The sequence below is a fragment of the Intrasporangium zincisolvens genome, assembly GCF_034724055.1.
In the GTDB taxonomy this organism is placed as follows: domain Bacteria; phylum Actinomycetota; class Actinomycetes; order Actinomycetales; family Dermatophilaceae; genus Monashia; species Monashia zincisolvens.
In genome coordinates, this window is record NZ_JAWIIL010000002.1 from 687,609 (window position 1) to 709,690 (window position 22,082).

Below are 22,082 nucleotides of genomic sequence, written 5' to 3' on the forward strand. Positions count from 1 at the left end.
CTGATTCCGAAGTTTTATCGCCGCAACCCTTCACCATTGCGCAGGACTCTGTTTAGAGTTTCGCCATGACTTCGCAGCCGCGCCAGCTCCGCAACTTCATCGGTGGCCAGTACCTCGACCCCGAGACCGACGCGACCACCGACATCGTCAACCCGGCCACCGCCGGCGTCGTCGCGAAGGCCCCCGTCAGCACCCAGGGCGACGTCGACCGGGCCTACGACGCCGCGTCGAAGGCCTTCGAGACGTGGGGTGACACGACGCCGGGCGAGCGCCAGGCCGCGCTGCTGAAGTTCGCCGACGCCATCGAGGCCCGGGCCGACGACTTCGTCCGCCTCGAGGGCGAGAACACCGGCAAGCCGCACGCCCTGACGGCGAGCGAGGAGATCCCGCCGATGGTCGACCAGCTGCGGTTCTTCGCCGGGGCCGCGCGCGTCCTCGAGGGCAAGGCGGCCGGCGAGTACATGAAGGGCCACACCTCGTTCGTGCGCCGCGAGCCGATCGGCGTCGTCGGCCAGGTGACGCCGTGGAACTACCCGATGATGATGGCGATGTGGAAGATCGCCCCGGCGCTCGCCGCGGGCAACACGATCGTCCTCAAGCCCTCCGACACGACGCCGGAGACCACCCTGCTCCTCGCCGAGCTCGCCTCGGAGTTCCTGCCCGAGGGCACCTTCAACGTCGTCACCGGCGACCGCGAGACCGGCCGGATGGTCGTCGAGCACCGGACGCCGGCGCTCGTGGCCATCACCGGCTCGGTCCGGGCCGGCATGCAGGTGGCCCAGAGCGCCGCGAAGGACCTCAAGCGCGTCCACCTCGAGCTCGGTGGCAAGGCGCCGGTCGTCGTCTTCGACGACGCCGACATCGAGGCCGCCGTCGAGGGGATCGCGGTGGGCGGCTACTTCAACGCCGGCCAGGACTGCACCGCCGCCACCCGCGTCCTCGCCGGCCCGCGCATCCACGACGACTTCGTCGCCGCGCTCGCCGAGTACGCGAGGAACGAGGCCAAGGTCGGCCTGCCCGACGACCCCGACGCCCTCTTCGGCCCGGTCAACAACCCGAACCAGGTCGCCCACGTCAGCGGCATGATCGACCGCCTGCCCGACCACGCCCGCGTGGCCGCCGGCGGCCGCCGCGCCGAGGGGCTCGGCGACGGCTTCTACTTCGAGCCGACCGTGCTCGCCGGCCTGCGCCAGGACGACGAGCAGATCCAGACCGAGATCTTCGGCCCGGTCATCACCGTCCAGCAGTTCACCGACGAGGCCGAGGCGCTCGCCTGGGCCAACGGCGTCCAGTACGGCCTGGCGTCGAGCGTGTGGACCAAGGACTTCGGACGCGCCATGCGCATGAGCAAGAAGCTCGACTTCGGGTGCGTCTGGATCAACACCCACATCCCGATCGTTGCCGAGATGCCCCACGGGGGGTTCAAGCACTCCGGCTACGGCAAGGACCTGTCGATGTACGGGTTCGAGGACTACACCCGCATCAAGCACGTCATGGCCAACATCGAGTCCTGACCGGGACGACCACAGGGGAGCAGTACCAGGCAAGCACGGACGGACAGGGCCGTCCGACGGCCCGGCCCACTCGGGCCGGGCGCGTTCACCAGCATGTGAAGGAGAAGGCGTGAACAGGCGTCGACCCCCCTCGGATCCCGGCATCCGAGCCCTGGCCTCCATGGCCGCATCGTCCGGCCTCTCACGGCGCGGCCTGCTCGGGGGCGGCGCGGCCGGTCTCGCCGCCCTCGGCCTGTCCGCGTGCGCGCCGCCGCCGCCCCCGAGCGCGAGTGCCGGCGCCGCACCGACGCTGACGCTCCCCAAGGACGTCTCCGACACCGAGAAGATCGTCAAGTTCGCGAACTGGACGGCCTACCTCGACTACGACGACAAGACGAAGACCTACCCCACGCTCGAGGCGTTCCAGAAGCTGACCGGCATCACGGCCACCTACTCGGAGGACATCGAGGACAACGAGACGTACGCGACGAAGATCGCGCCGCAGCTGCAGGCCAACCAGGACATCGACCGCGACATCTTCGTCTTCACCGACTGGATGGCCAACCGCATGATCCAGCAGGGGTTCGTGCAGCCGCTCGAGCTGATCCGCATGCACAACGCCTCGAACCTGCGACCCATCCTGCAGGACGTCTCCTTCGACCCGGGCCGCAACCACTCGCTGACGTGGCAGAGCGGCTTCGCCGGCATCGGCTACCACAAGGGCAAGGTCGGTCGGGAGCTCAAGACGCTCGACGACCTCTGGGCCCCCGACCTCAAGGGCAAGGTCACGGCGCTGCTGGAGTTCCGCGACACCGTCGGGCTCATCATGCTGCGGCAGGGTGTCGACATCTCCCAGCCCTTCACCGAGGAGCAGTTCCAGAAGGGCGTCGACGAGGTGTCCAAGCAGCTGGCCAACGGCCAGATCCGCCGGATCAAGGGCAACTCCTACCTTCAGGACCTCACGAGCGGCAACGCCATCGCGGGCATCGTCTGGAGCGGCGACATCGCCCAGCTGCAGACGAACACCAAGGACGACAACTGGACGTTCGTGCTGCCCGAGTCCAAGGGCACCCTCTGGAGCGACAACATGATGGTCCCCATCACCTCGCGCCACCGACGCAACGCGCAGCGGCTGATGGACTACTACTACGACCCGCTCGTGGCCGCCAAGGTCGCCGCGTACGTCGCGTACATCTGCCCCGTCCAGGGTGCCCAGGAGCAGATGAAGAAGGTCGACCCGACCCTCGTGGACGACCCGATGATCTTCCCCACGGAGGAGTACCTCAGGGCCAACACCCGGAGCTTCCGGGCCCTGTCACCGGCGGAGGACCAGAAGTTCTCCCAGATCTGGAGCACGGCGGTGGGCAACTGATGGCCACGAACACGCGCGAGGCGCACGGCGACCTCGTCCTCGAGAACGTCACCAAGGAGTTCGCCGACTTCACGGCCGTCGACGACCTCTCGCTCGTCGTGCCGCGCGGCTCGTTCTTCGCACTGCTCGGCCCGTCGGGCTGCGGCAAGACGACGACGCTGCGCATGGTCGCCGGGCTCGAGCAGCCCACGGCCGGAAGGGTGCTCATCGGCGAGACCGACCTGACCGGCACGCGGCCGCACGAGCGGCCGGTCAACACGGTCTTCCAGAGCTACGCGCTCTTCCCGCACCTGACCATCCGGGAGAACGTCGCGTTCGGGCCCAAGCGTCGCAAGGCTCCCGACGCGATGCGTCAGGCCGACGACGCGCTCGAGCTCGTCCAGCTCTCGCACCTGGCCGGCCGCAAGCCCATGCAGCTCTCCGGTGGTCAGCAGCAGCGTGTCGCGCTCGCGCGAGCCGTCGTCAACCACCCGGAGGTGCTGCTGCTCGACGAGCCGCTGGGCGCCCTCGACCTCAAGCTGCGACGCCAGATGCAGGTGGAGCTCAAGCGGATCCAGAGCGAGGTCGGGCTGACCTTCATCCACGTGACGCACGACCAGGAGGAGGCCATGACCATGGCCGACACCGTCGCCGTCATGAACGGTGGCCGGATCGAGCAGATGGGGCCGCCCGAGCGTCTCTACGACCTGCCGCGGACCGCCTTCGTGGCCAACTTCGTCGGTCAGTCCAACCTCGGCGTCGGCCGGATCCTGGGCACCGACGGCGAGTTCGTCATGGCCGAGGTCAGCAACACGAAGGTCCGGATCCCGAAGCAGCGCACGGAGATCCACGACGGCGAGCTGATGTTCGGCGTCCGTCCCGAGAAGGTCCGGATCCACGAGTCCCAGCCCGACGGCACGGGCAACGACGTGCGGGCCACGGTCACCGACGTCTCCTTCAGTGGCGTCGCCACCCAGTACCTCGTCACCGTCCCGAGCGGTGCCAACTGGAGCGTCTACGAGCAGAACCTCGACGTCGAGCCGATCAGCGTCCGCCCGGGGGACGACGTGTGGCTGTCCTGGGACCCCACCCACGCCTTCGCCGTGCCGGTCGACGGTGGCGGCCACAAGGCGGCGCTCGTGGAGGACGGGGCATGACCACCGCCGTCGCGGCGAGTGCCCGGGAGGCGGGCGACCCGCAGCTGACGCCACCCCGCGCCGGCGGCAAGCGGCGCAGGTTGACGCCGTACCTCCTGCTGATCCCCGGCCTGCTCTGGCTGACGCTCTTCTTCATCGTCCCGCTCATCCAGCTGGGCTCGGCGAGCCTGCAGTCGCAGTGGCCCGGGGCGCCCGGCTACTACTACCGCGACGTCAACGTGGGCAACTACGTCGAGGCCCTGAAGACGTACGGCGAGCACTTCCTGCGCTCGCTGCTCTACGCCGGCACGGCCACGGTCCTGTGTTTCGTCGTCGCCTTCCCGCTGGCGTACGCGATGGCGTTCAAGGCCGGCCGGTGGCGCAACGTCATGCTCATCCTCGTCGTCGCACCGTTCTTCACCTCGTTCATCCTGCGTACCATCGCCTGGCGCCAGATCCTCGCCGACGACGGCTTCGTCGCCTCGACGCTGCGCACGCTGCACCTGCTCCCGGGCGGGCACATCACCGAGACCTGGGTCGCCGTCGTCGCGGGCCTGACGTACAACTTCCTGCCCTTCATGGTGCTGCCGATCTACACCAGCCTCGAGCGTGCCGACCCGCGCCTGCTCGAGGCCGGGCGTGACCTCTACGCCGACCGGTTCACGAACCTGCGCACGGTCACGATCCCGCTCGCGGCCCCGGGCATCCTGGCCGGCACCCTGCTGACGTTCATCCCCGCCGCCGGTGACTACGTCAACGCGGAGCTGCTCGGCTCGGACACCAGCACCAAGATGGTCGGCAACGTCATCAACAGCCAGTTCTTCTCGGTGCTCGGCGGCTACCCGACGGCCGCCGCGCTGTCGATCAGCCTGATGATCCTCATCCTCGTGCTCGTCCTCGGGTACGTGCGACGGTTCGGTACGGAGGAGGTCCTGTGAGGCGCGCACGCTCCTGGGTCAGCGACCACATCGCGATGATCATCGCGGTCGGGGTCCTCGTCTACCTCTTCCTGCCGGTCTTCTACACGTTCGTCTTCTCCTTCAACAACTACCGCCGGTCCAACATCACGTGGAACCCGGAGGGCAGCCCGACGCTCAAGCACTGGGCCAACCCGTGCGGGGCGCCGGGCGTCTGTCCCGCCCTCGTCGAGAGCATCAAGATCGGGGCGCTGGCCACCCTCGTGGCGACGATCCTCGGCACCCTCATCGCGTTCGCGCTCGTGCGCTACACGTTCCGGGGGCGCAGCTCGACGAACGTCCTGGTGTTCCTGCCCATGGCGACCCCCGAGGTCGTGCTCGGCGCCAGCCTGCTGACGATCTTCATCCAGGCCTTCCGCATGGACCTCGGCTTCTGGACCGTCGTCATCGCGCACATCATGTTCTGCATCAGCTTCGTCGTCGTCACCGTCAAGGCGCGGTTGCAGAGCCTCGACCCGCGCCTCGAGGAGGCCGCGTCCGACCTCTACGCCAACCCGAGGACGACCTTCCTGCGGATCACCTTCCCGCTGGCGCTGCCGGGCATCGTCGCCGCCGCCCTGCTGTCGTTCTCGCTGTCCTTCGACGACTTCATCATCACCAACTTCGTCTCCGGCAACGAGACGACGTTCCCGAAGTTCGTCTACGTGTCCTACACCCGCGGCATCCCGGCCCAGGCCAACGTCATCGGGTTCTCGATGTTCGTCATCGCCGTCCTCTGCGTCATCGCTGCCCAGGTCATCGGCAGCCGACGCCGCCGCGGCGCGACGGCCTGACCCTCTGGAGTGAGTCTTCTTGCGTGTCCTCATGATCGGCTCCGGCGGAGTCGGTGACGCCGCCGCGCGCATCGCCGCCGAGCGCAGCTTCTTCGAGCAGTGGGTCGTCTCCGACTTCGACGCGACGCGTGCCGAACGCACCGCCGCGGCCGTGGTGGAGCGCCACCCGGGGGAGACGCGGTTCGTCGCGGCCCGCGTCGACGCGTCGGACGCCGGTGCCGTCACCGCGCTCGCCCGCGAGCACGGCACGACCCACGTGTTCAACGCGGTCGACCCGAAGTTCAACCTCTCGATCTTCCACGGCGCCAAGGCCGCCGGGGCCGACTACCTCGACATGGCGATGAGCCTGTCGCGGCCGCACCCCGAACGGCCCTACGCCGAGACCGGCGTCAAGCTCGGCGACGAGCAGTTCGAGGTGGCGGGGGAGTGGGAGGCCGACGGCCGTCTCGCCCTCGTCGGCATCGGCGTCGAGCCGGGGCTGTCCGACGTCTTCGCCCGCTACGCCGCCGACCACCTCTTCTCCGACATCGACGAGCTCGGCACCCGCGACGGCGCCAACCTCGTCGTGCGCGACGACGAAGGCAACGAGATCTTCGCGCCGAGCTTCTCGATGTGGACGACGATCGAGGAGTGCCTCAACCCGCCGGTGGTCTGGGAGAAGGACCGCGGCTGGTTCACGACCGAGCCCTTCAGCGAGCCGGAGGTCTTCGACTTCCCGGAGGGCATCGGGCCGGTCGAGTGCGTCAACGTCGAGCACGAGGAGGTGCTCCTCATGCCGCGGTGGGTCGAGGCGAAGCGGGCCACCTTCAAGTACGGCCTCGGCGACGAGTTCATCACCATCCTCAAGGTGCTCCACACGCTCGGCCTGGACCGCACCGAGCCGGTGCGTGTCAAGGGAGTCGAGGTGTCGCCGCGCGACGTCGTCGCCGCCGTGCTGCCCGACCCGGCGACGATCGGTCCGCGGATGACGGGCAAGACCTGCGCCGGCCTCTTCGTCACCGGCACCGGCACCGACGGGCAGCCGCGGCGCACGTACCTGTTCCACGTCGTCGACAACGAGCAGACGATGCGCGACTACGGCGCCCAGTGCGTCGTGTGGCAGACCGCCGTCAACCCGGTCGTCGCGCTCGAGCTGCTCGCGCGCGGCACGTGGAAGGGTGCCGGCGTGCTCGGCCCCGAGGCGTTCGACGCCGTCCCCTTCCTCGAGCTGCTCGCGGCCCCGAAGCCCGACGGCTACGGCTCGCCGTGGGGCCTCGAGGACCGCTGACGCGGCCGCTGACGCGCCCCCGAACCACCCCCGAACCACCCGAGAGAGAACCGGTCCCCACGGGACCTAGGCTGAGGAGCATGGCAGGCGTGACACAGGAGTCAGTGAAGGCGACCTTCGAGTCGGTGGTCGAGGCGGTCCCCAAGGGGTTGTTCATCGGCGGGTCGTGGCGCGACAGCGGCAGCGGCGCCACCATCGCCGTCGAGGACCCGGCCACGGGCGAGGTCATCGCCCACGTGGCCGACGCGACCGTCGAGGACGGCCGGGCCGCGCTCGATGCCGCCGTGGCCGCCCAGGCCGAGTGGGCGCGCACCGCCCCGCGCGACCGCGGTGAGATCCTCCGCGACGCCTACGAGCGCATCGTCGCCCGCACCGACGAGTTCGCGGCGCTCATGACCCTCGAGATGGGCAAGACGCTCGCCGAGTCGCGGGGCGAGGTCGCGTACGGCGCCGAGTTCTTCCGCTGGTTCTCCGAGGAGGCCGTGCGCGTCTCCGGCCGGTGGTCGACCGCCCCGAACGGTGCGACGCGACTCATGACGATGAAGCAGCCCGTGGGCCCAACCCTCATGATCACGCCGTGGAACTTCCCGCTGGCGATGGGCACCCGCAAGATCGGCCCGGCCATCGCGGCGGGCTGCACGATGGTCGTCAAGCCGGCCAGCCAGACGCCGCTGACGATGCTGGCGCTCGCAGACCTCCTCAAGGAGTGCGGCGTGCCCGACGGCGTCCTCAACGTCGTCACGACGAGCCACACCGGCGACGTCATGGAGCCGCTCATCCGCGACCCGCGCCTGCGCAAGCTGACCTTCACCGGCTCGACCCCGGTGGGCCGCAAGCTCATCGAGCAGGCCGCGGAGGGGATCCTGCGCGTGTCGATGGAGCTCGGTGGCAACGCCCCGTTCCTCGTCTTCCCCGACGCCGACCTCGACAAGGCCGTCGAGGGCGCGATGCTGGCCAAGATGCGCAACATCGGTGAGGCGTGCACGGCCGCCAACCGCTTCTACGTCCACGAGTCGCTCGCCACCGAGTTCTCGTCGCGGCTGGCCGAGCGGATGGGTGCGCTGACCCTCGGGCACGGCACCGAGGACGGCGTCGACGTCGGCCCGCTCGTCGACGAGAACGCACGCACCAAGGTCGGAGCCCTCGTGCAGGACGCCGTCGACAAGGGCGCCCGGGTCCTCACCGGCGGCAAGGCGCGCGAGGGGGCCGGCTGGTTCTACGAGCCGACCGTCCTCGCCGACGTCCCCACGAACGCCGACCTCGCCCGTGAGGAGATCTTCGGTCCGGTCGCGCCGGTCACGTCGTTCTCCGACGACGACGAGGCCGTCCGGCTCGCCAACGACACCGAGTACGGCCTCGTGGCCTACCTGTTCACGCGCGACCTGTCCCGGGCCATCCGCGTCAGCGAGGAGCTCGAGTACGGCATGGTCGGCGTCAACCAGGGCATCGTGTCCAACCCGGCCGCGCCGTTCGGTGGCGTCAAGCAGTCGGGTGTCGGCCGCGAAGGCGGCTTCGAGGGCATCGAGGAGTACCTCGAGACGAAGTACGTCGGCATCGCGCTCTGACGCGCGTCAGCAGCTGCGGCAACGCGAGCAGGACGCCGGGACACCTGGAGGGTGCCCCGGCGTCCTGCGTGAAAACGCGGTCACGGGAGGGGATCCCGTGGTGCAATCGTGCGCATGGTCACCCCTGCTGGACACCGTGATGCCGGTTCGCTGCGCCCGCTCGACGCGCTGCTCACCGAGACCGACGACGTGCTGCGCCGTGGCGGCGCGGCCGGTGCCCAGGTGTGGCCGACGGCGTTCCCCGTCCTCGACGCGACCCTGACGGGCGGCTTCCGCGCCGGCGAGCTCGTGCTCCTCGGGGGCCCGGCCGGCCACGGCAAGACGACCCTCGGCCTGCAGATGGCCCGGAACGCGGTCGCCGCCGGCGGGTCCGCGGTCGTGTTCTCCTACGAGCACGAGTCGTACACGCTCCTCGAGCGCCTCATCTCGATGGAGGCCATGGAGATGAGCGGCGCCTACGCCGGCGACGTCGCCGGGGTCGTCGAGGTGCGGCGCGCCCTCGAGGTCGGTTCGGGCGGTGCGTCGCTCGCGTCGGTGCTGGCCGACCTCCCCGGCGGCACGGCCGCCCACGAGACCCTGAGCGGATACGGCGACCGCCTCCAGATCCACGAGTCCTCCGGTGCGACAACGTCGCTCGAGGAGATCGCCGCGGTCATCGGCCGGGTCACGCAGACCACCGGTCAGGCGCCGTTCGTCCTCATCGACTACATCCAGAAGGTGCCCGTCGACGGCGAGGACGAGAACGCGCGCGTCACCGCCGTGGCCGAGGGCCTCAAGGACCTCGCGCTCGCGGCGCGGGTGCCGATCGTCACGATCTCGGCGGCCGACAAGGAGGCTCTCGCCAGCGGGCACCGGATGCGGACCCACGACCTGCGCGGGTCGTCGGCGCTCGCCTACGAGGCCGACGTCGTCCTCATCGTCAACGACAAGGTCGACGTCGTCTCGCGCGAGCACCTCGTCTACGACCTCGGCAACATCCAGCGGTTCCGCGGCTGGACGGTCGTCACCATCGAGAAGAACCGTCACGGCCGGGCCGGCGTCGAGCTCGAGTTCGCCAAGGACTTCGAGCACGGGCGGTTCGAGCCGGACGGCAAGGCGGTCACCGAGCGCCTCATCGACGAGCGCGTCTTCGTCTCCTGAGGTCGGGGCGATGGGCTTCCTGCGCGGTCTTCTCGGAGGCGGCGGCGTGCAGGAGCCCGTCAGCGTCGTGCCGCGGGACGTCAGCCACCGCGTCTTCGTGGAGGCGGGCCCCGACGCGGTCTGGGAGGCCCTCGTGGCCCCGGCGCCCGGCGCGGAGCACGGGGTCGACTGCGTCGGTGTCCTCGCGCTCCCGCGGGCCGAACCGGCCGGGCTGCCGGAGTTCGCCGGGGTGTGGCGTCGCGGTGACGGTCGTCTGTGGGCCGGCCTGTCGACCGTCGTCGACCTCGAGCCGGGCCGACGCGTCGTGGCGCGGTCGGCCGACGGCGCCGCACCGTTCGACCTGACCACGACCCTCGAGCCGCTCGACCACGGCACCGTCGTGACGCAGGTGCTCGGGGGCCTGGCGCCGGACGACCCGCTCGCCGGCTTCGCCCGCACCTGGATCGCGCGCGGGCTGCTCGGGCTCAAGGCCGACGTCGAGCGACGTCCGCGCGACGTGCCCGAGGCCTCGGCCGCGCCCGACGGCCCGAACGCGTCGCTGCACCGAGGGCTCTCTCCGGCCGTGGTGCCGGTGACGGTGTCCGCGTCGGTCGAGGTCGCACTGGCCCCCGACCAGCTCTGGAGCTTCCTCACCGACCCGGCGTCCGAGTCGGTGCTGCGACCGGACGTCGAGCGCGTCGTGCGCCTCGAGCTCGCCGACGCACCCGGCACCGAGCACGTTCTGGCCGTGCACCGGGGCCCGGACGGCCGTCGTGGCGCCAGCGTGTCGGTGCTCGTGGAGTCGGCCGGCCTGATGCGCATCGTCGAGCGCGACCTCAGCGCTCCGCGCGAGAGCGACGTCGAGACGGTCGTGGAGCCGGTGCCAGGGGGGTCCCGGCTCGGCGAGACCGTGACCGCCTGGCTGCCGACCACGCCCGGTACGACGCCGGACACGTCGGGACTGACCGTGTTCCTCCGGTCCCGCCTGGAGACGGTGCGCACGCTCGCGGAGGCCGGCGTCGCGGCGCCTCGCGACCCGCGCACCGGTTTCCTGCCGCCGGGGTCACCGATCGCGCCGGGATCGCTTGGAGCACAGGGACTGCCGCCGTCGTCGGGTGCCCCAGCCGAGGAGCCGGCCGCGTCGTCGCCGGCCCAGGCCACGGACGATGCCGGCACGGTGCCGGGCGCGCCTCCCAGCGTCCCGTCGAGCGTCCTGCTGCCGCCGCCCCACGTCGTCGTGCCCGCGCGGCCCTACCTGCCGAGCCACGCCTGGTGGGGCTGGGGCGACCTCGGGGTCGCGTCGTTCGACCTCGGCTGGTGGTGAGACCGCAAGGACGGTCGGGTGGGCTGTCGGACCCTGCGCCTACCGTCGAGGGATGGACGACACCGACGCCGAGCTCGACGCCCTGCAGGAGCTCCTCGACCGCTCCCACGCGAAGGCCACCGGCCACCTGCGCGGGATCATCACCGACGAGCGCACGCTGACGGCCCGGCAGCTCGCGCAACTGCTCACCGGGATGAAGGTGCTGAGCGTCGCCACCGTCACCGCCGTCGGCGAGCCGCGCATCAGCGCCCTCGACGGGCACTTCCTGCACGGCACCTGGACCTTCGGCACGAGCGGCACGTCGGCCAAGGCGCGCCACCTCGAGCGGCGTCCGGCCGTCAGCGTGGCGCACGTCGACGGCGAGGAGCTCGCCCTCTTCACCCACGGCTACGCCGACCGCATCCCCGCAGGTCCCGAGCTCGACGCCGTCGACGCGCACTGGACCGCGCACTACGGCAGCAGCCCGTTCTCGTGGGGCGACGACATCCGGCTCTACCGGATGCGGATGACGTGGGCGGTGGCGTACGCGTTCAAGCGCGACGAGCTGCTCCGCTCGCGCGGTGTCACGGCCTGACACCTGTCGGCCACCCGCTCGAACGCCGGCCCCGACGCCCACCCGACGCCCACCCGATGCCCACCCGATGCCCGTCGCGGCGACCGCCCGGTGGTGCGGAACAATGCGGGGGTGACCGACGCCGCCTCCGCCCGCCCCCGCCGGATCGTCCTGCTCGGATCGACCGGTTCGATCGGCACCCAGGCCATCGACATCGTGCGCCGCAACCCCGACCGGTTCGAGGTCGTCGGCCTGTCCGCCGGGTCCAACCTCGCCCTCGTGGCCGAGCAGGCCGTGGCCCTGCGCGTCCCGGTCGTCGCGGTCGCGGCGGGGAGCACCGACGACCTCGCTGCGGCACTCGCCTCGGCCGCCGACGCGTCGGGCGTCACCGGCTACGCGCCCGAGCTGCTCGTCGGCTCCGACGCGAGCACGACCCTCGCGGGGCGTGAGGCCGACGTCGTCGTCAACGGCATCACCGGTGCCATCGGGCTCGAGCCGACCCTCGCCGCCCTCCGTGCCGGCACCACCCTGGCCCTCGCGAACAAGGAGTCGCTCATCATCGGCGGCCCCCTCGTCAAGGCGCTAGCCGCCCCGGGCCAGATCGTGCCGGTCGACAGCGAGCACTCGGCCATCGCCCAGTCGCTGCGCGGTGGCCGCGCCGAGGAGGTGCGGCGGCTCGTCGTCACCGCGAGCGGCGGCCCGTTCCGCGGCCGCAGCCGGGCCGAGCTCGCCGCTGTCACCCCCGAGCAGGCGCTCGCGCACCCGAACTTCGCGATGGGCCGGGTCATCACGACCAACTCGGCGACGCTCGTCAACAAGGGCCTCGAGGTCATCGAGGCGCACCTGCTCTTCGACATCCCGTTCGAGCGCATCGAGGTCGTCGTGCACCCGCAGCAGATGATCCACTCGATGGTCGAGTTCGTCGACGGCTCGACGATCGCGCAGGCCGGGCCGCCGCGGATGCTCGTGCCCATCGCGCTCGGGATGAGCTGGCCCGAGCGGGTGCCCGACGTCGACGTGCCGTGCGACTGGACGAAGGCGCAGAGCTGGGAGTTCGAGCCGCTCGACGACGACGCGTTCCCGGCGGTGGCCCTCGCCCGACGCGTCGGGGAGGCCGGTGGCACGTGGCCGGCCGTCTACAACGCCGCCAACGAGGTGGCCGTCGACGCCTTCCACGACGGGCGCATCGGCTTCGTCGACATCGTCGACACGGTGGCGCGCGTCGTCGACGCGTACGCCGCCGAGCCGGCCTCACGCGTCGGTGAGCTGACGCTGGAGGACGTGCTCGCCGCGGACGCCTGGGCCCGGGACGCCGCAGGCCGCCTCGTCGCAACCCCCTGACTCGAGACCCACCTCGAGTCGGGCTGGTTCAGCGCGGAACGAAGAGGGCCTCTTGTAGCACGGCGTCGACCTCGTGCAGGTCGACGAAGAACCCGTCGCGCACCCCGACTGGCCCCACCGGCTCGCACGACACGACGACGCCGGTCGCGCGGTCGAGTCCGACCAGCCACTCGGGGTACTCGTCGACGGCGCGCAGGGGTCCGTCGCCGGGGCCGGCGTACAGCCGCTCCGACTCGGCGCCCCAGAGCAGCGGGCAGCACGAGCACCGCGGGTCGTAGCCGTCGACGCCGACGGCGAGGGCCCACCACGTCTCGCGCCCGGCCCGTGTGGTGGCCTGAAGGTCGCGCAGCCGGGTCCCGACCGACAGCTCGACGGGGTCGAGCATGGCCACCCAGTCGTAGGAGCCCCACAGCGGGTCGTCGTAGTCGACGTCGAGCCGTCCGGGCCGCTGGTCGACGAGCCCGTCCCCGCGCCACCGCGGGGTGTGGTCCTGCGGCGGCGACGCGACCCACGGCGACGGGTCGGCCCCGTCGGCGCGCAGGACCGCCTTGCCGTACGGCACGCCCGTGACGACGTGCCGGGCGCCGTCGACCTCGACGGCCAGCCGGCCGGGCCGGGAGAGCCATGCCTCGACGGGCGAGCGGCCCGGTCGGCGCACGGTGAGGTGCAGGGTCGTGAAGAGCCATGGCGACGAGCGCGCCAGGGCCCGGAACGCGTCCTCCGTCGGTGCCTGCATCCACCGAGTGTCGCGGGTGGCCACTGTCCACGTCCCCGGCATTTCCGCGGACTCGCGGGAGGGGGCGGAACGGCCGCCGCCGGATGTGACAATGGGTCATGCTCTTCGTGCTCGGGGTCCTCGTCGTCGTGGTGGGCGTGGCCCTGTCCATCGCCCTCCACGAGATCGGCCACCTCGTCCCCGCCAAGAAGTTCGGCGTCAAGGTGACCCAGTACATGGTCGGGTTCGGCCCGACGGTGTGGTCGCGCAAGCGTGGCGAGACCGAGTACGGCATCAAGGCCATCCCGCTCGGCGGCTACGTCCGGATGATCGGCATGCTGCCGCCGCGCCCGGGTGACAAGCCCGGCGAGCTGCGCACCCTCTCGACCGGCAGGTTCAGCCAGATGGTCGACCAGGCGCGCGCGGACTCCATGGAGGAGGTCCAGCCCGGCGACGAGGACCGGGTCTTCTACAAGCTGAGCCCCGGCAAGAAGATCGTCATCATGCTCGGCGGGCCGATGATGAACCTCCTCATCGCCTTCGTCCTCATCACCGGCGTCATCACGCTCTACGGCCTGCCGCAGGTGGCGGCCAAGGTCGGCATGGTGGCCCAGTGCGTCCCCACCGCGGCCCCGACGGTCCAGAACCCCCAGCCGACGTGCGCCCCGGGCGACCCCCAGGCGCCGTCGGCCGCGGCAGGCCTGCGCCAGGGCGACCGCGTCCTGTCCATCGACGGCAAGGCCGTCAGCTCGTGGGACCAGGTGTCGGCCACGATCCGCGACCACGCCGGCACGCCGATGGCGTGGGTCGTGCAGCGCGGCGACCAGAAGGTCGACGTCACCGTCACGCCGGCGAAGCTCGAGCGAGCCACGTACGGCGCAGACAACAAGCCCGTGGTGCGCGACGGCAAGCTCGTGCTCGCGCCGGTCGGCTACGCCGGCATCGTGCCGGGCCAGGACCTCGTCAAGACGCCCGTGCTCGAGGCGCCCGGCTACGTCTGGGCCCGTGTCCTCGACACCGCCGGCATCATCGTGCAGATCCCGCAGAAGATGGCCGGCGTCGTGCAGGCGGCCTTCGGCTCCGGCGAGCGCGACCCGAACGGTCCCATCTCGGTCGTCGGCGTCGGTCGCCTCGGCGGTGAGGTCGCGGCCATCGACATCCCCGACTCCGAGGGCGGCAACTGGGTCAAGCTCGCCCAGCTCGTGCTGCTCATCGCCTCCCTCAACCTCGCCCTCTTCGTCTTCAACCTCATCCCGTTGCTCCCGCTCGACGGTGGCCACGTGGCGGGCGCGATCTGGGAGGCGATCAAGAAGGGCGTCGCCCGCGTGCGCAACCGACCCGACCCCGGTTACGTCGACGTCGCCAAGGGCCTGCCGATCGCGTACGGCATGAGCCTCGTGCTCATCACGATGTCGGTGCTGCTCATCTACGCCGACATCGTCAAGCCGATCAGCTTCTTCGGCTGAGCGCGGGCCTTCGGGGGAGCGCCCCTCGGGAACCGCGGCGCGCCGCGACATAATGGGCCGCATGAGCGTCTCCCTCGGCATGCCGTCCGCGCCCCCGCCGGTCCTCGCGCCCCGTCGCAAGACCCGCCAGATCCAGGTCGGCAAGGTCGGGGTCGGCTCCGACTTCCCGATCTCCGTGCAGTCGATGACCACGACGCCGACGACCGACATCAACGCGACCCTCCAGCAGATCGCCGAGCTGACCGCCGCCGGCTGCGACATCGTGCGTGTCGCGTGCCCGAGCCAGGACGACGCCGACGCCCTGCCCGCGATCGCGAGGAAGAGCCAGATCCCGGTCATCGCCGACATCCACTTCCAGCCGAAGTACGTCTACGCGGCGATCGACGCCGGTTGCGCGGCCGTGCGCGTCAACCCGGGCAACATCCGCCAGTTCGACGACAAGGTCAAGGAGATCGCCAAGGCGGCCAAGGACGCCGGCGTCTCCATCCGCATCGGTGTCAACGCCGGCAGCCTCGACAAGCGGATCATGGACAAGTACGGCAAGGCGACGCCCGAGGCGCTCGTCGAGTCGGCGGTCTGGGAGGCGGGCCTCTTCGAGGAGCACGACTTCCACGACTTCAAGATCTCGGTCAAGCACAACGACCCCGTCGTCATGGTCCGCGCGTACGAGCTGCTCGCCGAGCGCGGCGACTGGCCCCTGCACCTGGGCGTCACCGAGGCGGGCCCGGCCTTCCAGGGCACCATCAAGTCGGCCACGGCCTTCGGCGCCCTCCTCTCGCGCGGCATCGGCGACACCATCCGTGTGTCCTTGTCGGCCCCGCCGGTCGAGGAGGTCAAGGTCGGCAACCAGATCCTGCAGAGCCTCAACCTCAAGCCCCGCAAGCTCGAGATCGTCTCGTGCCCGTCGTGCGGCCGGGCGCAGGTCGACGTCTACACGCTCGCCGACCAGGTCACCGCCGGCCTCGAGGGCATGACGGTCCCGCTGCGCGTCGCTGTCATGGGATGCGTCGTCAACGGCCCGGGGGAGGCCCGCGAGGCCGACCTCGGTGTCGCGAGCGGCAACGGCAAGGGCCAGATCTTCGTCAAGGGCGAGGTCGTCAAGACCGTCCCCGAGACCCAGATCGTCGAGACGCTCATCGAGGAGGCCATGCGGATCGCCGAGGAGATGGGCGAGCCGATCGACGACGACGCCGCGGGCAGCCCCAGCGTCACCGTCGGCTGACCGTGCGCCCGCCCGTCCCGGCGACGGGCCGCTTCGAGGTCGTCCGCGAGCTCGCGGACGACCTCGTCGCGCTGCACCCCGGGCGACGCGTCGCGGTCGGGGTCGACGGCGTCGACGGTGCCGGCAAGACGGTCCTGGCCGACCAGCTGGCCGAGGTCGTCGGAGCCCGCCGGGAGGTGCTGCGGGTCTCGGTCGACGGATTCCACCGCCCGCGCGCCGAACGCATCGCACGCGGGCGTGGGCCGGAGTCCTTCTACGAGGACTCCTACGACTACGCCTCGTTCCGTCGCGCCGTGCTCGAGCCGTTCCGGGCCGGGCTTCCAGTCACGCCCGCCGTCAACGACGTCGAGCGCGACGAGCCCGTCACGCCGCTGCCGGTGCCGGTGGGCGTCGACACCCTGCTGCTCGTCGACGGCATCTTCCTGCAGCGCGCCGACCTCGCCGACGCGTGGGACGCCGTCGTGTTCGTCGACGTGCCGTTCGCGGTGTCGGTGCCTCGTGGCAACGCCCGGTTCGGCCAGGGCCACGACCCGGACCCGGAGGCCGAGCCGAACAGCCGCTACGTCGGCGGTCAGCGGCTCTACCTCGCCGAGGCCGACCCGCGCGCCCACGCGACGTGGGTGCTCGACAACACCGACCTCGACGCGCCGGTGCTGCACCGCAACCACGACTGAGCCGCGTCGGGAGGGCGCCCGCGTGGTGCGGTCCGACATCGCGAGGCGCCGGGCGGCCAACGCGGGACGACAACGCCGAGGTCACGATGGGGTCGCCGCTGCGAGCCGCAGGTGACAAGCGGGCCTCCGACCGTCACTCTTGGGAGGTGCTCCGCCAACGCCTCCCCGTGCGGTCGCTGTCGACCGCCGACCGCGACACGGCCCTCGCGCTGTGCGCTCGCGACCGGGTGGCCAACGTGTTCGTCGCCGCGCGCATCCTCGAGGGCAGCATCTCCGCGTCCCCGGGCTCGCTCATCGGTCACGTCGAGGCCGGTGACCTCACCGGTCTGGCGTGGGTCAGCGCCAACGTCGTGCCGGTCGAGCTCGACGACGCCGGCGTCACGGCGGTCGCGACGCGGATCCTTCGGATGCGGCGCCAGTGCGCGTCGATCTTCGGGCCCAGCGAGCAGGTCGTCGGGCTCTGGGACCGGCTCGGTCCCTCCTGGGGACCCGTCCGCGCCGTCCGCACCCACCAGCCCCTCCTGGCCACGTCGACCCCGCCGTCGAGCCTCGGCGTCGACCTCGACGACCGGGTCCGCCCGGCGACCCTCGACGAGGTCGACCTCGTGCTGCCGGCCGCGGCGCACATGTTCACCGAGGAGATCGGCTACCCGCCGTACCACGGCTCCGACCGCGGTTACCGCGCCAGCATCGCGGCGCTGATCCGGCAGGGCCACACCTACGTGCGGATCCAGGACGGCGAGGTCGTCTTCAAGGCGGACATCGGCTCGCTGGCGCTCGGGTGCGCGCAGGTGCAGGGCGTGTGGCTGCACCCGAGGCTGCGGGGACAGGGCCTGGCGGTACCGGCGATGGCGGCGGTGGTCGAGCAGGCGCTCGCCGGGCCCGCCGACGAGGTGTCGCTCTACGTCAACGACTTCAACGTCGCGGCCCGGGCCACCTACGACCGGTGCGGGTTCCACGAGGTCGGCGCGTTCACCACCGTCCTGCTCTGACCGGCACCGGCACCGACGCCTAGGCTGCGTCCATGACGAAGCGCCTCAACCCTCCTGCCCGGCTCGCCGGCGACGGCATCGCCCTGGCCGGCCTCTTCCTCACGTCGGGGGTCATGCACTTCGTGCGTCCGGAGCCGTTCGAGCGGATCGTGCCCAAGGCGCTGCCGAACCGTCGTGCTCTGGTTCTCGTGTCGGGCGCCGCCGAGATCGCTTGTGCTGTAGGGCTTCTCGTGCCCTCGACGCGTCGGGTGGCCGGGCTGGCATCGGCCGCGCTGCTCGTCGGCGTTTTCCCGGCGAACGTCACGATGACGGCCCAGGCCAAGCGTCGCCTCGACCGGGCGCCGGAGGACCGCGCGCGGCAGGGCTTCCTCGCGGCGACGGTCGCGCGCCTGCCGCTCCAGTGGCCGATGATCCGGGCCGGGCTGCGCGCTGCCGGCGTCGTGCGCTGAGCCTGGATCTCGCGCGGCCGCCCGTCGGACCCGTATGGTTTTCGTGCCCGTCGAATGGTCCGAATCGCCCGATTGGACATATCCCTGATCGTCCACTTTTGTCCCATTCCATGGAAAGGGACATAAGGGACTGATCGCCCAGTTTTCTTGCACTTCAGTCGAATTCGCGACGAAGAATGGAACCGCTGTGGTTCCTTTCTCTCTCAGACGCCCCGTCCGACATGGGCTGGAAGGCGTCTTCGTCTGAAATCCACTGACCTCACTGGGGGGAATTCGTCATGCGCACGTCCAAGTTCCAGATGAAGAAGAAGACCGCCGTCATCCTGACCTCGGGTGTCCTGACCGTCGCGGCCGCCGGCGGCGCCGTCGCCTACTGGAGCACGACCGGTGATGGCACCGGTACGGCCACCAACGCCACCGCGAACGGGACCATCGTCCTGCACGCCAGCTTCGCCGACGGCCTCACACCCGGCGCCTCCGAGACGGTGAGCTACACCGCTGACAACGCGGGTACCTCGAGCCTCCGTGTCGGCACGATCTCGGCGGTCGTCTCCACCGACAAGTCGGGCTGCCTGGCGTCCGACTTCACCATCGGAAATGTCGTCTCCAACACCACGGTCCCCGCGAAGGCGAACGGCTTCGCGGTCGGATCGGGGACGCTGGCCTTCGCCGACACCGACGCCAACCAGGACGCCTGCAAGGGTGCGAAGATCACGCTCACGCTCACGAGCAACTGATCCGGTCCGGGGTGGACCGGGCGGCCCGATGGCGCCCGGTCCATCCCCGACGGGGTCGGATCACCAAGCAGCACAAGCAGACTCACTCAGGGGACAGGTCAGATGAAGGCGAACCGGGCGGTACGACGCAGCGGGCTGACAGCCGCGCTCGTCGTCGCGGTGATGGTGCTCGTCGCAGGCGTCGTCTACGCGGTGGCGGCCAAGCCCGGCATCACGGTGCAGGTATCGCCGGCGAGCCAGTCAGTCACGAGGGGCGGCGCGACCACCTACACCCTGACCCTGGGCAGCACCAACGGCTTCGCCGGCACCGCGACGCTCACGGCGTCCGGCCTTCCGTCCGGTGCGACGGCTTCGTTCACGCCGGCCACGGTGACGCTCGCCGCGTCCGGCACCGGATCGACGGCCACCGCCAGCGTCACCGTCACGACGACGTCGACGACCCCGGTCGGCTCCTCGAGCCCGACCTTCACCGCGACGAGCGGCAAGACGAGTGGTGACGTCACGGCGGGCCTCACCGTCAACTACCAGCTCTCCGGGTCTCTGACGATGAGCGCGACGCCGGCCGCCACGACCCTCGCTGCCGGCTCGAGCGCCGTGTACTCGATGCAGCTGTCGCGGACGGGGATGCGGGGCCCCGTCTCATTCAGCGTCTCCGGGGGACTGCCGTCCGGCGCCACCTGGGGCTACACGCCGAACTCGACCACCGGGTCGACGGCCACGCTCCAGGTCGACGTGCCCGCCACCGCCTCCGACGGCACCTACACGCTCTACCTCGTCGCGTCCGGCAGTGACGACGCGGGGACGACCCGCTACGCCTACGCGAGCGTGCAGCTCACGGTCACGACGAGCGGCAAGGCCTTCACGATCGCCGGGACGGCGCAGACGCCGCTGGCGCCCGGGGTCACCGCGCCCCTGGCCCTGGCGCTGACCAACCCGAACAAGAAGCCGGTCGCCGTCACCAACCTCACCGTGACGGTCACCTCTGTCACGCGGACGCCGTCGGCCGTCGCTGCGAGTCTCGCCTGCTCGACCGCCGACTACCAGGTGCGGCAGTACGGCGGGCCTTACCCGCTCACCGTCGCCGGCAGCTCGACGATGACGCTGGCACAGCTCGGCGTCGCCCAGAGCGACTGGCCCGCTCTGACGCTCCTCGACCGCCCGGTCAACCAGGACGGCTGCAAGGGCGCCACCGTGACGCTCGCCTACGCCGGCAGCGGACAGGGGACCTGACATGACCCGCTTGCGAGCGATCTCGACGGCCCGCCGCCTCGTGCTGGCCGGAGCACTGGCGCTCGGCCTGACGGCCGTCGGCTCGTCCGCCTGGGCCTACTGGAACGCGGTCGGTGCCGGCAGTGGCCAGGCGAAGGTCGCGACGATGAGCGCACCGACGAACGTCGCCGCGACCGCGAACGCAGGCTCCGTCTCCCTGACGTGGACCGCCGCGTCGCTCTCGACGGGTGCCCCGGCCTCCGGCTACTACGCGACGCGCTCGGACGGCAGGGCCACGACGTGCGGCACGCCCTCCGCGCCCGTCACGACGACGACCTGCACCGACAGCGGGGTCTCGGACGGCACGTACTCGTACACGGTCACGGCCGTGCACCGCACGTGGACCGCGACGAGCACGAGCAGCAACAGCGTGCTCGTCGACACCGCCGCGCCGTCCGTCTCCGCCGTCGTGTCCCCCACGCCGAACGGCGCCGGCTACAACACGACGACGCCGGTGACGGTCACCCTGACGGCCACGGACTCTGCTGGCGGCAGCGGTGTCGCCTCCGTGACGTGGTGGGTCGGCGCCGGCACGCCCACGACCGTGACGGGGTCCTCGGCCAGCGTCAGCCTGAGCAGCCAGGAAACGAACGTCGTCTCGTACTTCGCGACAGACCGGGCCGGCAACGCGAGCACGACGAAGACGACCACCGTCAGGATCGACACCGTCGCTCCCAGCGTGAGTGTGGTCTCGGTGCCGAGCGCGATCAACGCTGCGAACATGGCGAGCACGTCCGCGTCGGGGACCGTCGAGGCCGGTGCGAGCGTGACCGTCGTGGCCACCGACGGCACCCGGTCGACCGCGCCGGTGACGGCCGCCGTCACCGGTACGAGCTGGTCGGCGTCGGGCATCGCCGTGACCGCCCTGCGCGACGGGAGCATCACCTACACGGCAACGGCGACCGATGCCGCCGGCAACAGTGCACCGGCCTCGAGGAGCACGACGAAGTCGACGATCCGCTTCGTCCTCACGATGCCCTCGTCGGCGGTGGCCGGTACCGCGTTCACCGCCACGCTCACGGCCACCTCCTCCGACGGCAGCACCGCCACGGGCTACTCCGGCACGAAGACCGTCGCGTTCACAGGTCCGAGCACCTCCCTCGACAAGCCGACGACCAGCGACACGCTGACTCCGCTCTACCCGGCATCGGTGACGTTCGCCAACGGAGTTGGCACGGCGTCGATCACGCTGAAGAGGGCTGAAACCGCGGCTCTCACCGCTACGGAGGGAAGTGGCCCGCAGGTTGTGGGCAGCAGCTCGATCACCGTGTCGGCTGGTCCGGCAACGCATCTCGCCTGGTCCACGAACGCCAGCACGGGAGTCGGCGCCCCGGGCTGCCTGTTCGCCTGCACGGTGACCGGTTTCGGCAACAACAACACCCTGTTGGTCAAGGTCAGCGTCACCGACAACTGGGGCAACACCGTGAACAACTACACGGGCAACGCAACCGTCACGCTCTCTTTCGTCAAGGACACGACCGGCGGCTCCCTGACTCCGTTGTCGCTCACTCTCCCGAGCTCCGGCCCCGCCCAGACGACAAGCGGTTCGACATACAAGGGTGGAACGGGCCAGGGGTGGACGGACCGAATCACCGCGACGTCGGGGAGCCTGGCGTCCGCGACGGCCTCGTTGTCCAAGTAGCCGACGGCCGAGGCGGG

Annotated in this window: 20 protein-coding genes; 19 read left to right on the plus strand and 1 reads right to left on the minus strand. The window is 71.0% G+C overall.

Going from position 1 to position 22,082, the window contains the following annotated elements; genetic code table 11:
* Positions 1-65: 65 nt before the first annotated feature.
* The 11 genes from RY076_RS07525 (at position 66) to dxr (ending at position 12,899) form a co-directional block, all read left to right on the plus strand.
* Entirely contained in the window at positions 66-1,514 is a 1,449-nt protein-coding gene (locus RY076_RS07525; RefSeq protein WP_323096981.1) for a gamma-aminobutyraldehyde dehydrogenase, read from the plus strand.
* 109 nt (positions 1,515-1,623) lie between these two features.
* Positions 1,624-2,865, plus strand: a complete 1,242-nt coding sequence (locus RY076_RS07530; RefSeq protein WP_323096982.1) for a polyamine ABC transporter substrate-binding protein — start codon at positions 1,624-1,626, stop codon at positions 2,863-2,865.
* The gene (locus RY076_RS07535; protein ID WP_323096983.1) at positions 2,865-4,001 is read left to right on the plus strand and encodes an ABC transporter ATP-binding protein; all 1,137 of its coding nucleotides are present in this window, start codon (positions 2,865-2,867) and stop codon (positions 3,999-4,001) included. Before RY076_RS07530 ends, RY076_RS07535 begins: the two co-directional genes overlap by 1 nt.
* Positions 3,998-4,918, plus strand: a complete 921-nt coding sequence (locus RY076_RS07540) for an ABC transporter permease (protein WP_323096985.1) — start codon at positions 3,998-4,000, stop codon at positions 4,916-4,918. Before RY076_RS07535 ends, RY076_RS07540 begins: the two co-directional genes overlap by 4 nt.
* Before the next feature lie 35 nt (positions 4,919-4,953).
* Entirely contained in the window at positions 4,954-5,730 is a 777-nt protein-coding gene (locus RY076_RS07545; protein WP_323097199.1) for an ABC transporter permease, read from the plus strand.
* Between the two features lie 19 nt (positions 5,731-5,749).
* Complete coding sequence (locus RY076_RS07550) at positions 5,750-6,997, plus strand: saccharopine dehydrogenase family protein (protein WP_323096986.1); 1,248 nt, start codon at positions 5,750-5,752, stop codon at positions 6,995-6,997.
* 80 nt (positions 6,998-7,077) lie between these two features.
* Positions 7,078-8,562, plus strand: coding sequence for an NAD-dependent succinate-semialdehyde dehydrogenase (locus RY076_RS07555; RefSeq protein ID WP_323096988.1), 1,485 nt, complete (start codon positions 7,078-7,080; stop codon positions 8,560-8,562).
* A 114-nt stretch (positions 8,563-8,676) separates the two neighbouring features.
* Complete coding sequence (locus RY076_RS07560) at positions 8,677-9,702, plus strand: DnaB-like helicase C-terminal domain-containing protein (RefSeq protein WP_323096989.1); 1,026 nt, start codon at positions 8,677-8,679, stop codon at positions 9,700-9,702.
* Between the two features lie 46 nt (positions 9,703-9,748).
* Positions 9,749-11,005: a hypothetical protein gene (locus RY076_RS07565; RefSeq protein ID WP_323096990.1), complete on the plus strand. Its 1,257-nt coding sequence runs from the start codon at positions 9,749-9,751 to the stop codon at positions 11,003-11,005.
* Between the two features lie 52 nt (positions 11,006-11,057).
* Positions 11,058-11,579 (plus strand): pyridoxamine 5'-phosphate oxidase family protein, encoded by a 522-nt coding sequence (locus RY076_RS07570; protein ID WP_323096991.1) that lies wholly within the window; start codon positions 11,058-11,060, stop codon positions 11,577-11,579.
* Positions 11,580-11,690: 111 nt separating this feature from the next.
* Positions 11,691-12,899: a 1-deoxy-D-xylulose-5-phosphate reductoisomerase gene (gene dxr, locus RY076_RS07575; RefSeq protein ID WP_323096992.1), complete on the plus strand. Its 1,209-nt coding sequence runs from the start codon at positions 11,691-11,693 to the stop codon at positions 12,897-12,899.
* Positions 12,900-12,927: 28 nt separating this feature from the next.
* Here dxr and RY076_RS07580 read toward each other — a convergent pair whose 3' ends face one another.
* Positions 12,928-13,635, minus strand: a complete 708-nt coding sequence (locus RY076_RS07580) for a hypothetical protein (RefSeq protein ID WP_323096994.1) — start codon at positions 13,633-13,635, stop codon at positions 12,928-12,930.
* A gap of 98 nt (positions 13,636-13,733) precedes the next feature.
* Here RY076_RS07580 and RY076_RS07585 point away from each other — a divergent pair, with 98 nt between their 5' ends.
* The 8 genes from RY076_RS07585 (at position 13,734) to RY076_RS07620 (ending at position 22,065) form a co-directional block, all read left to right on the plus strand.
* Positions 13,734-15,080, plus strand: a complete 1,347-nt coding sequence (locus RY076_RS07585; RefSeq protein WP_323096995.1) for a M50 family metallopeptidase — start codon at positions 13,734-13,736, stop codon at positions 15,078-15,080.
* Between the two features lie 61 nt (positions 15,081-15,141).
* The gene (ispG, locus tag RY076_RS07590; RefSeq protein ID WP_323096997.1) at positions 15,142-16,302 is read left to right on the plus strand and encodes a flavodoxin-dependent (E)-4-hydroxy-3-methylbut-2-enyl-diphosphate synthase; all 1,161 of its coding nucleotides are present in this window, start codon (positions 15,142-15,144) and stop codon (positions 16,300-16,302) included.
* Positions 16,303-16,304: 2 nt separating this feature from the next.
* On the plus strand, positions 16,305-16,976 hold the full coding sequence (locus RY076_RS07595; protein WP_323096998.1) for a nucleoside/nucleotide kinase family protein: 672 nt from the start codon (positions 16,305-16,307) through the stop codon (positions 16,974-16,976).
* 146 nt (positions 16,977-17,122) lie between these two features.
* A complete protein-coding gene (locus tag RY076_RS07600) occupies positions 17,123-17,968 on the plus strand; it encodes a GNAT family N-acetyltransferase (RefSeq protein ID WP_323096999.1) in 846 nt (281 codons plus the stop codon).
* Positions 17,969-18,000: 32 nt separating this feature from the next.
* A complete protein-coding gene (locus RY076_RS07605) occupies positions 18,001-18,417 on the plus strand; it encodes a DoxX family protein (RefSeq protein WP_323097000.1) in 417 nt (138 codons plus the stop codon).
* Between the two features lie 278 nt (positions 18,418-18,695).
* A complete protein-coding gene (locus RY076_RS07610) occupies positions 18,696-19,154 on the plus strand; it encodes a hypothetical protein (protein ID WP_323097001.1) in 459 nt (152 codons plus the stop codon).
* 102 nt (positions 19,155-19,256) lie between these two features.
* The gene (locus tag RY076_RS07615) at positions 19,257-20,384 is read left to right on the plus strand and encodes a hypothetical protein (RefSeq protein ID WP_323097002.1); all 1,128 of its coding nucleotides are present in this window, start codon (positions 19,257-19,259) and stop codon (positions 20,382-20,384) included.
* 1 nt (position 20,385) lies between these two features.
* Entirely contained in the window at positions 20,386-22,065 is a 1,680-nt protein-coding gene (locus tag RY076_RS07620) for an OmpL47-type beta-barrel domain-containing protein (protein ID WP_323097003.1), read from the plus strand.
* The last annotated feature ends 17 nt before the right edge of the window (positions 22,066-22,082 follow it).

Bases quoted from the DNA above. Each gene is read 5' to 3' on its own strand.
- RY076_RS07525 (WP_323096981.1), top strand. From the start codon at position 66: ATGACTTCGCAGCCGCGCCAGCTCCGCAACTTCATCGGTGGCCAGTAC.
- RY076_RS07535 (WP_323096983.1), top strand. From the start codon at position 2,865: ATGGCCACGAACACGCGCGAGGCGCACGGCGACCTCGTCCTCGAGAAC.
- RY076_RS07540 (WP_323096985.1), top strand. From the start codon at position 3,998: ATGACCACCGCCGTCGCGGCGAGTGCCCGGGAGGCGGGCGACCCGCAG.
- RY076_RS07545 (WP_323097199.1), top strand. From the start codon at position 4,954: ATGATCATCGCGGTCGGGGTCCTCGTCTACCTCTTCCTGCCGGTCTTC.
- RY076_RS07555 (WP_323096988.1), top strand. From the start codon at position 7,078: ATGGCAGGCGTGACACAGGAGTCAGTGAAGGCGACCTTCGAGTCGGTG.
- RY076_RS07560 (WP_323096989.1), top strand. From the start codon at position 8,677: ATGGTCACCCCTGCTGGACACCGTGATGCCGGTTCGCTGCGCCCGCTC.
- RY076_RS07570 (WP_323096991.1), top strand. From the start codon at position 11,058: ATGGACGACACCGACGCCGAGCTCGACGCCCTGCAGGAGCTCCTCGAC.
- RY076_RS07580 (WP_323096994.1), bottom strand. From the start codon at position 13,635: ATGCAGGCACCGACGGAGGACGCGTTCCGGGCCCTGGCGCGCTCGTCG.
- RY076_RS07585 (WP_323096995.1), top strand. From the start codon at position 13,734: ATGCTCTTCGTGCTCGGGGTCCTCGTCGTCGTGGTGGGCGTGGCCCTG.
- ispG (WP_323096997.1), top strand. From the start codon at position 15,142: ATGAGCGTCTCCCTCGGCATGCCGTCCGCGCCCCCGCCGGTCCTCGCG.
- RY076_RS07605 (WP_323097000.1), top strand. From the start codon at position 18,001: ATGACGAAGCGCCTCAACCCTCCTGCCCGGCTCGCCGGCGACGGCATC.
- RY076_RS07610 (WP_323097001.1), top strand. From the start codon at position 18,696: ATGCGCACGTCCAAGTTCCAGATGAAGAAGAAGACCGCCGTCATCCTG.
- RY076_RS07615 (WP_323097002.1), top strand. From the start codon at position 19,257: ATGAAGGCGAACCGGGCGGTACGACGCAGCGGGCTGACAGCCGCGCTC.
- RY076_RS07620 (WP_323097003.1), top strand. From the start codon at position 20,386: ATGACCCGCTTGCGAGCGATCTCGACGGCCCGCCGCCTCGTGCTGGCC.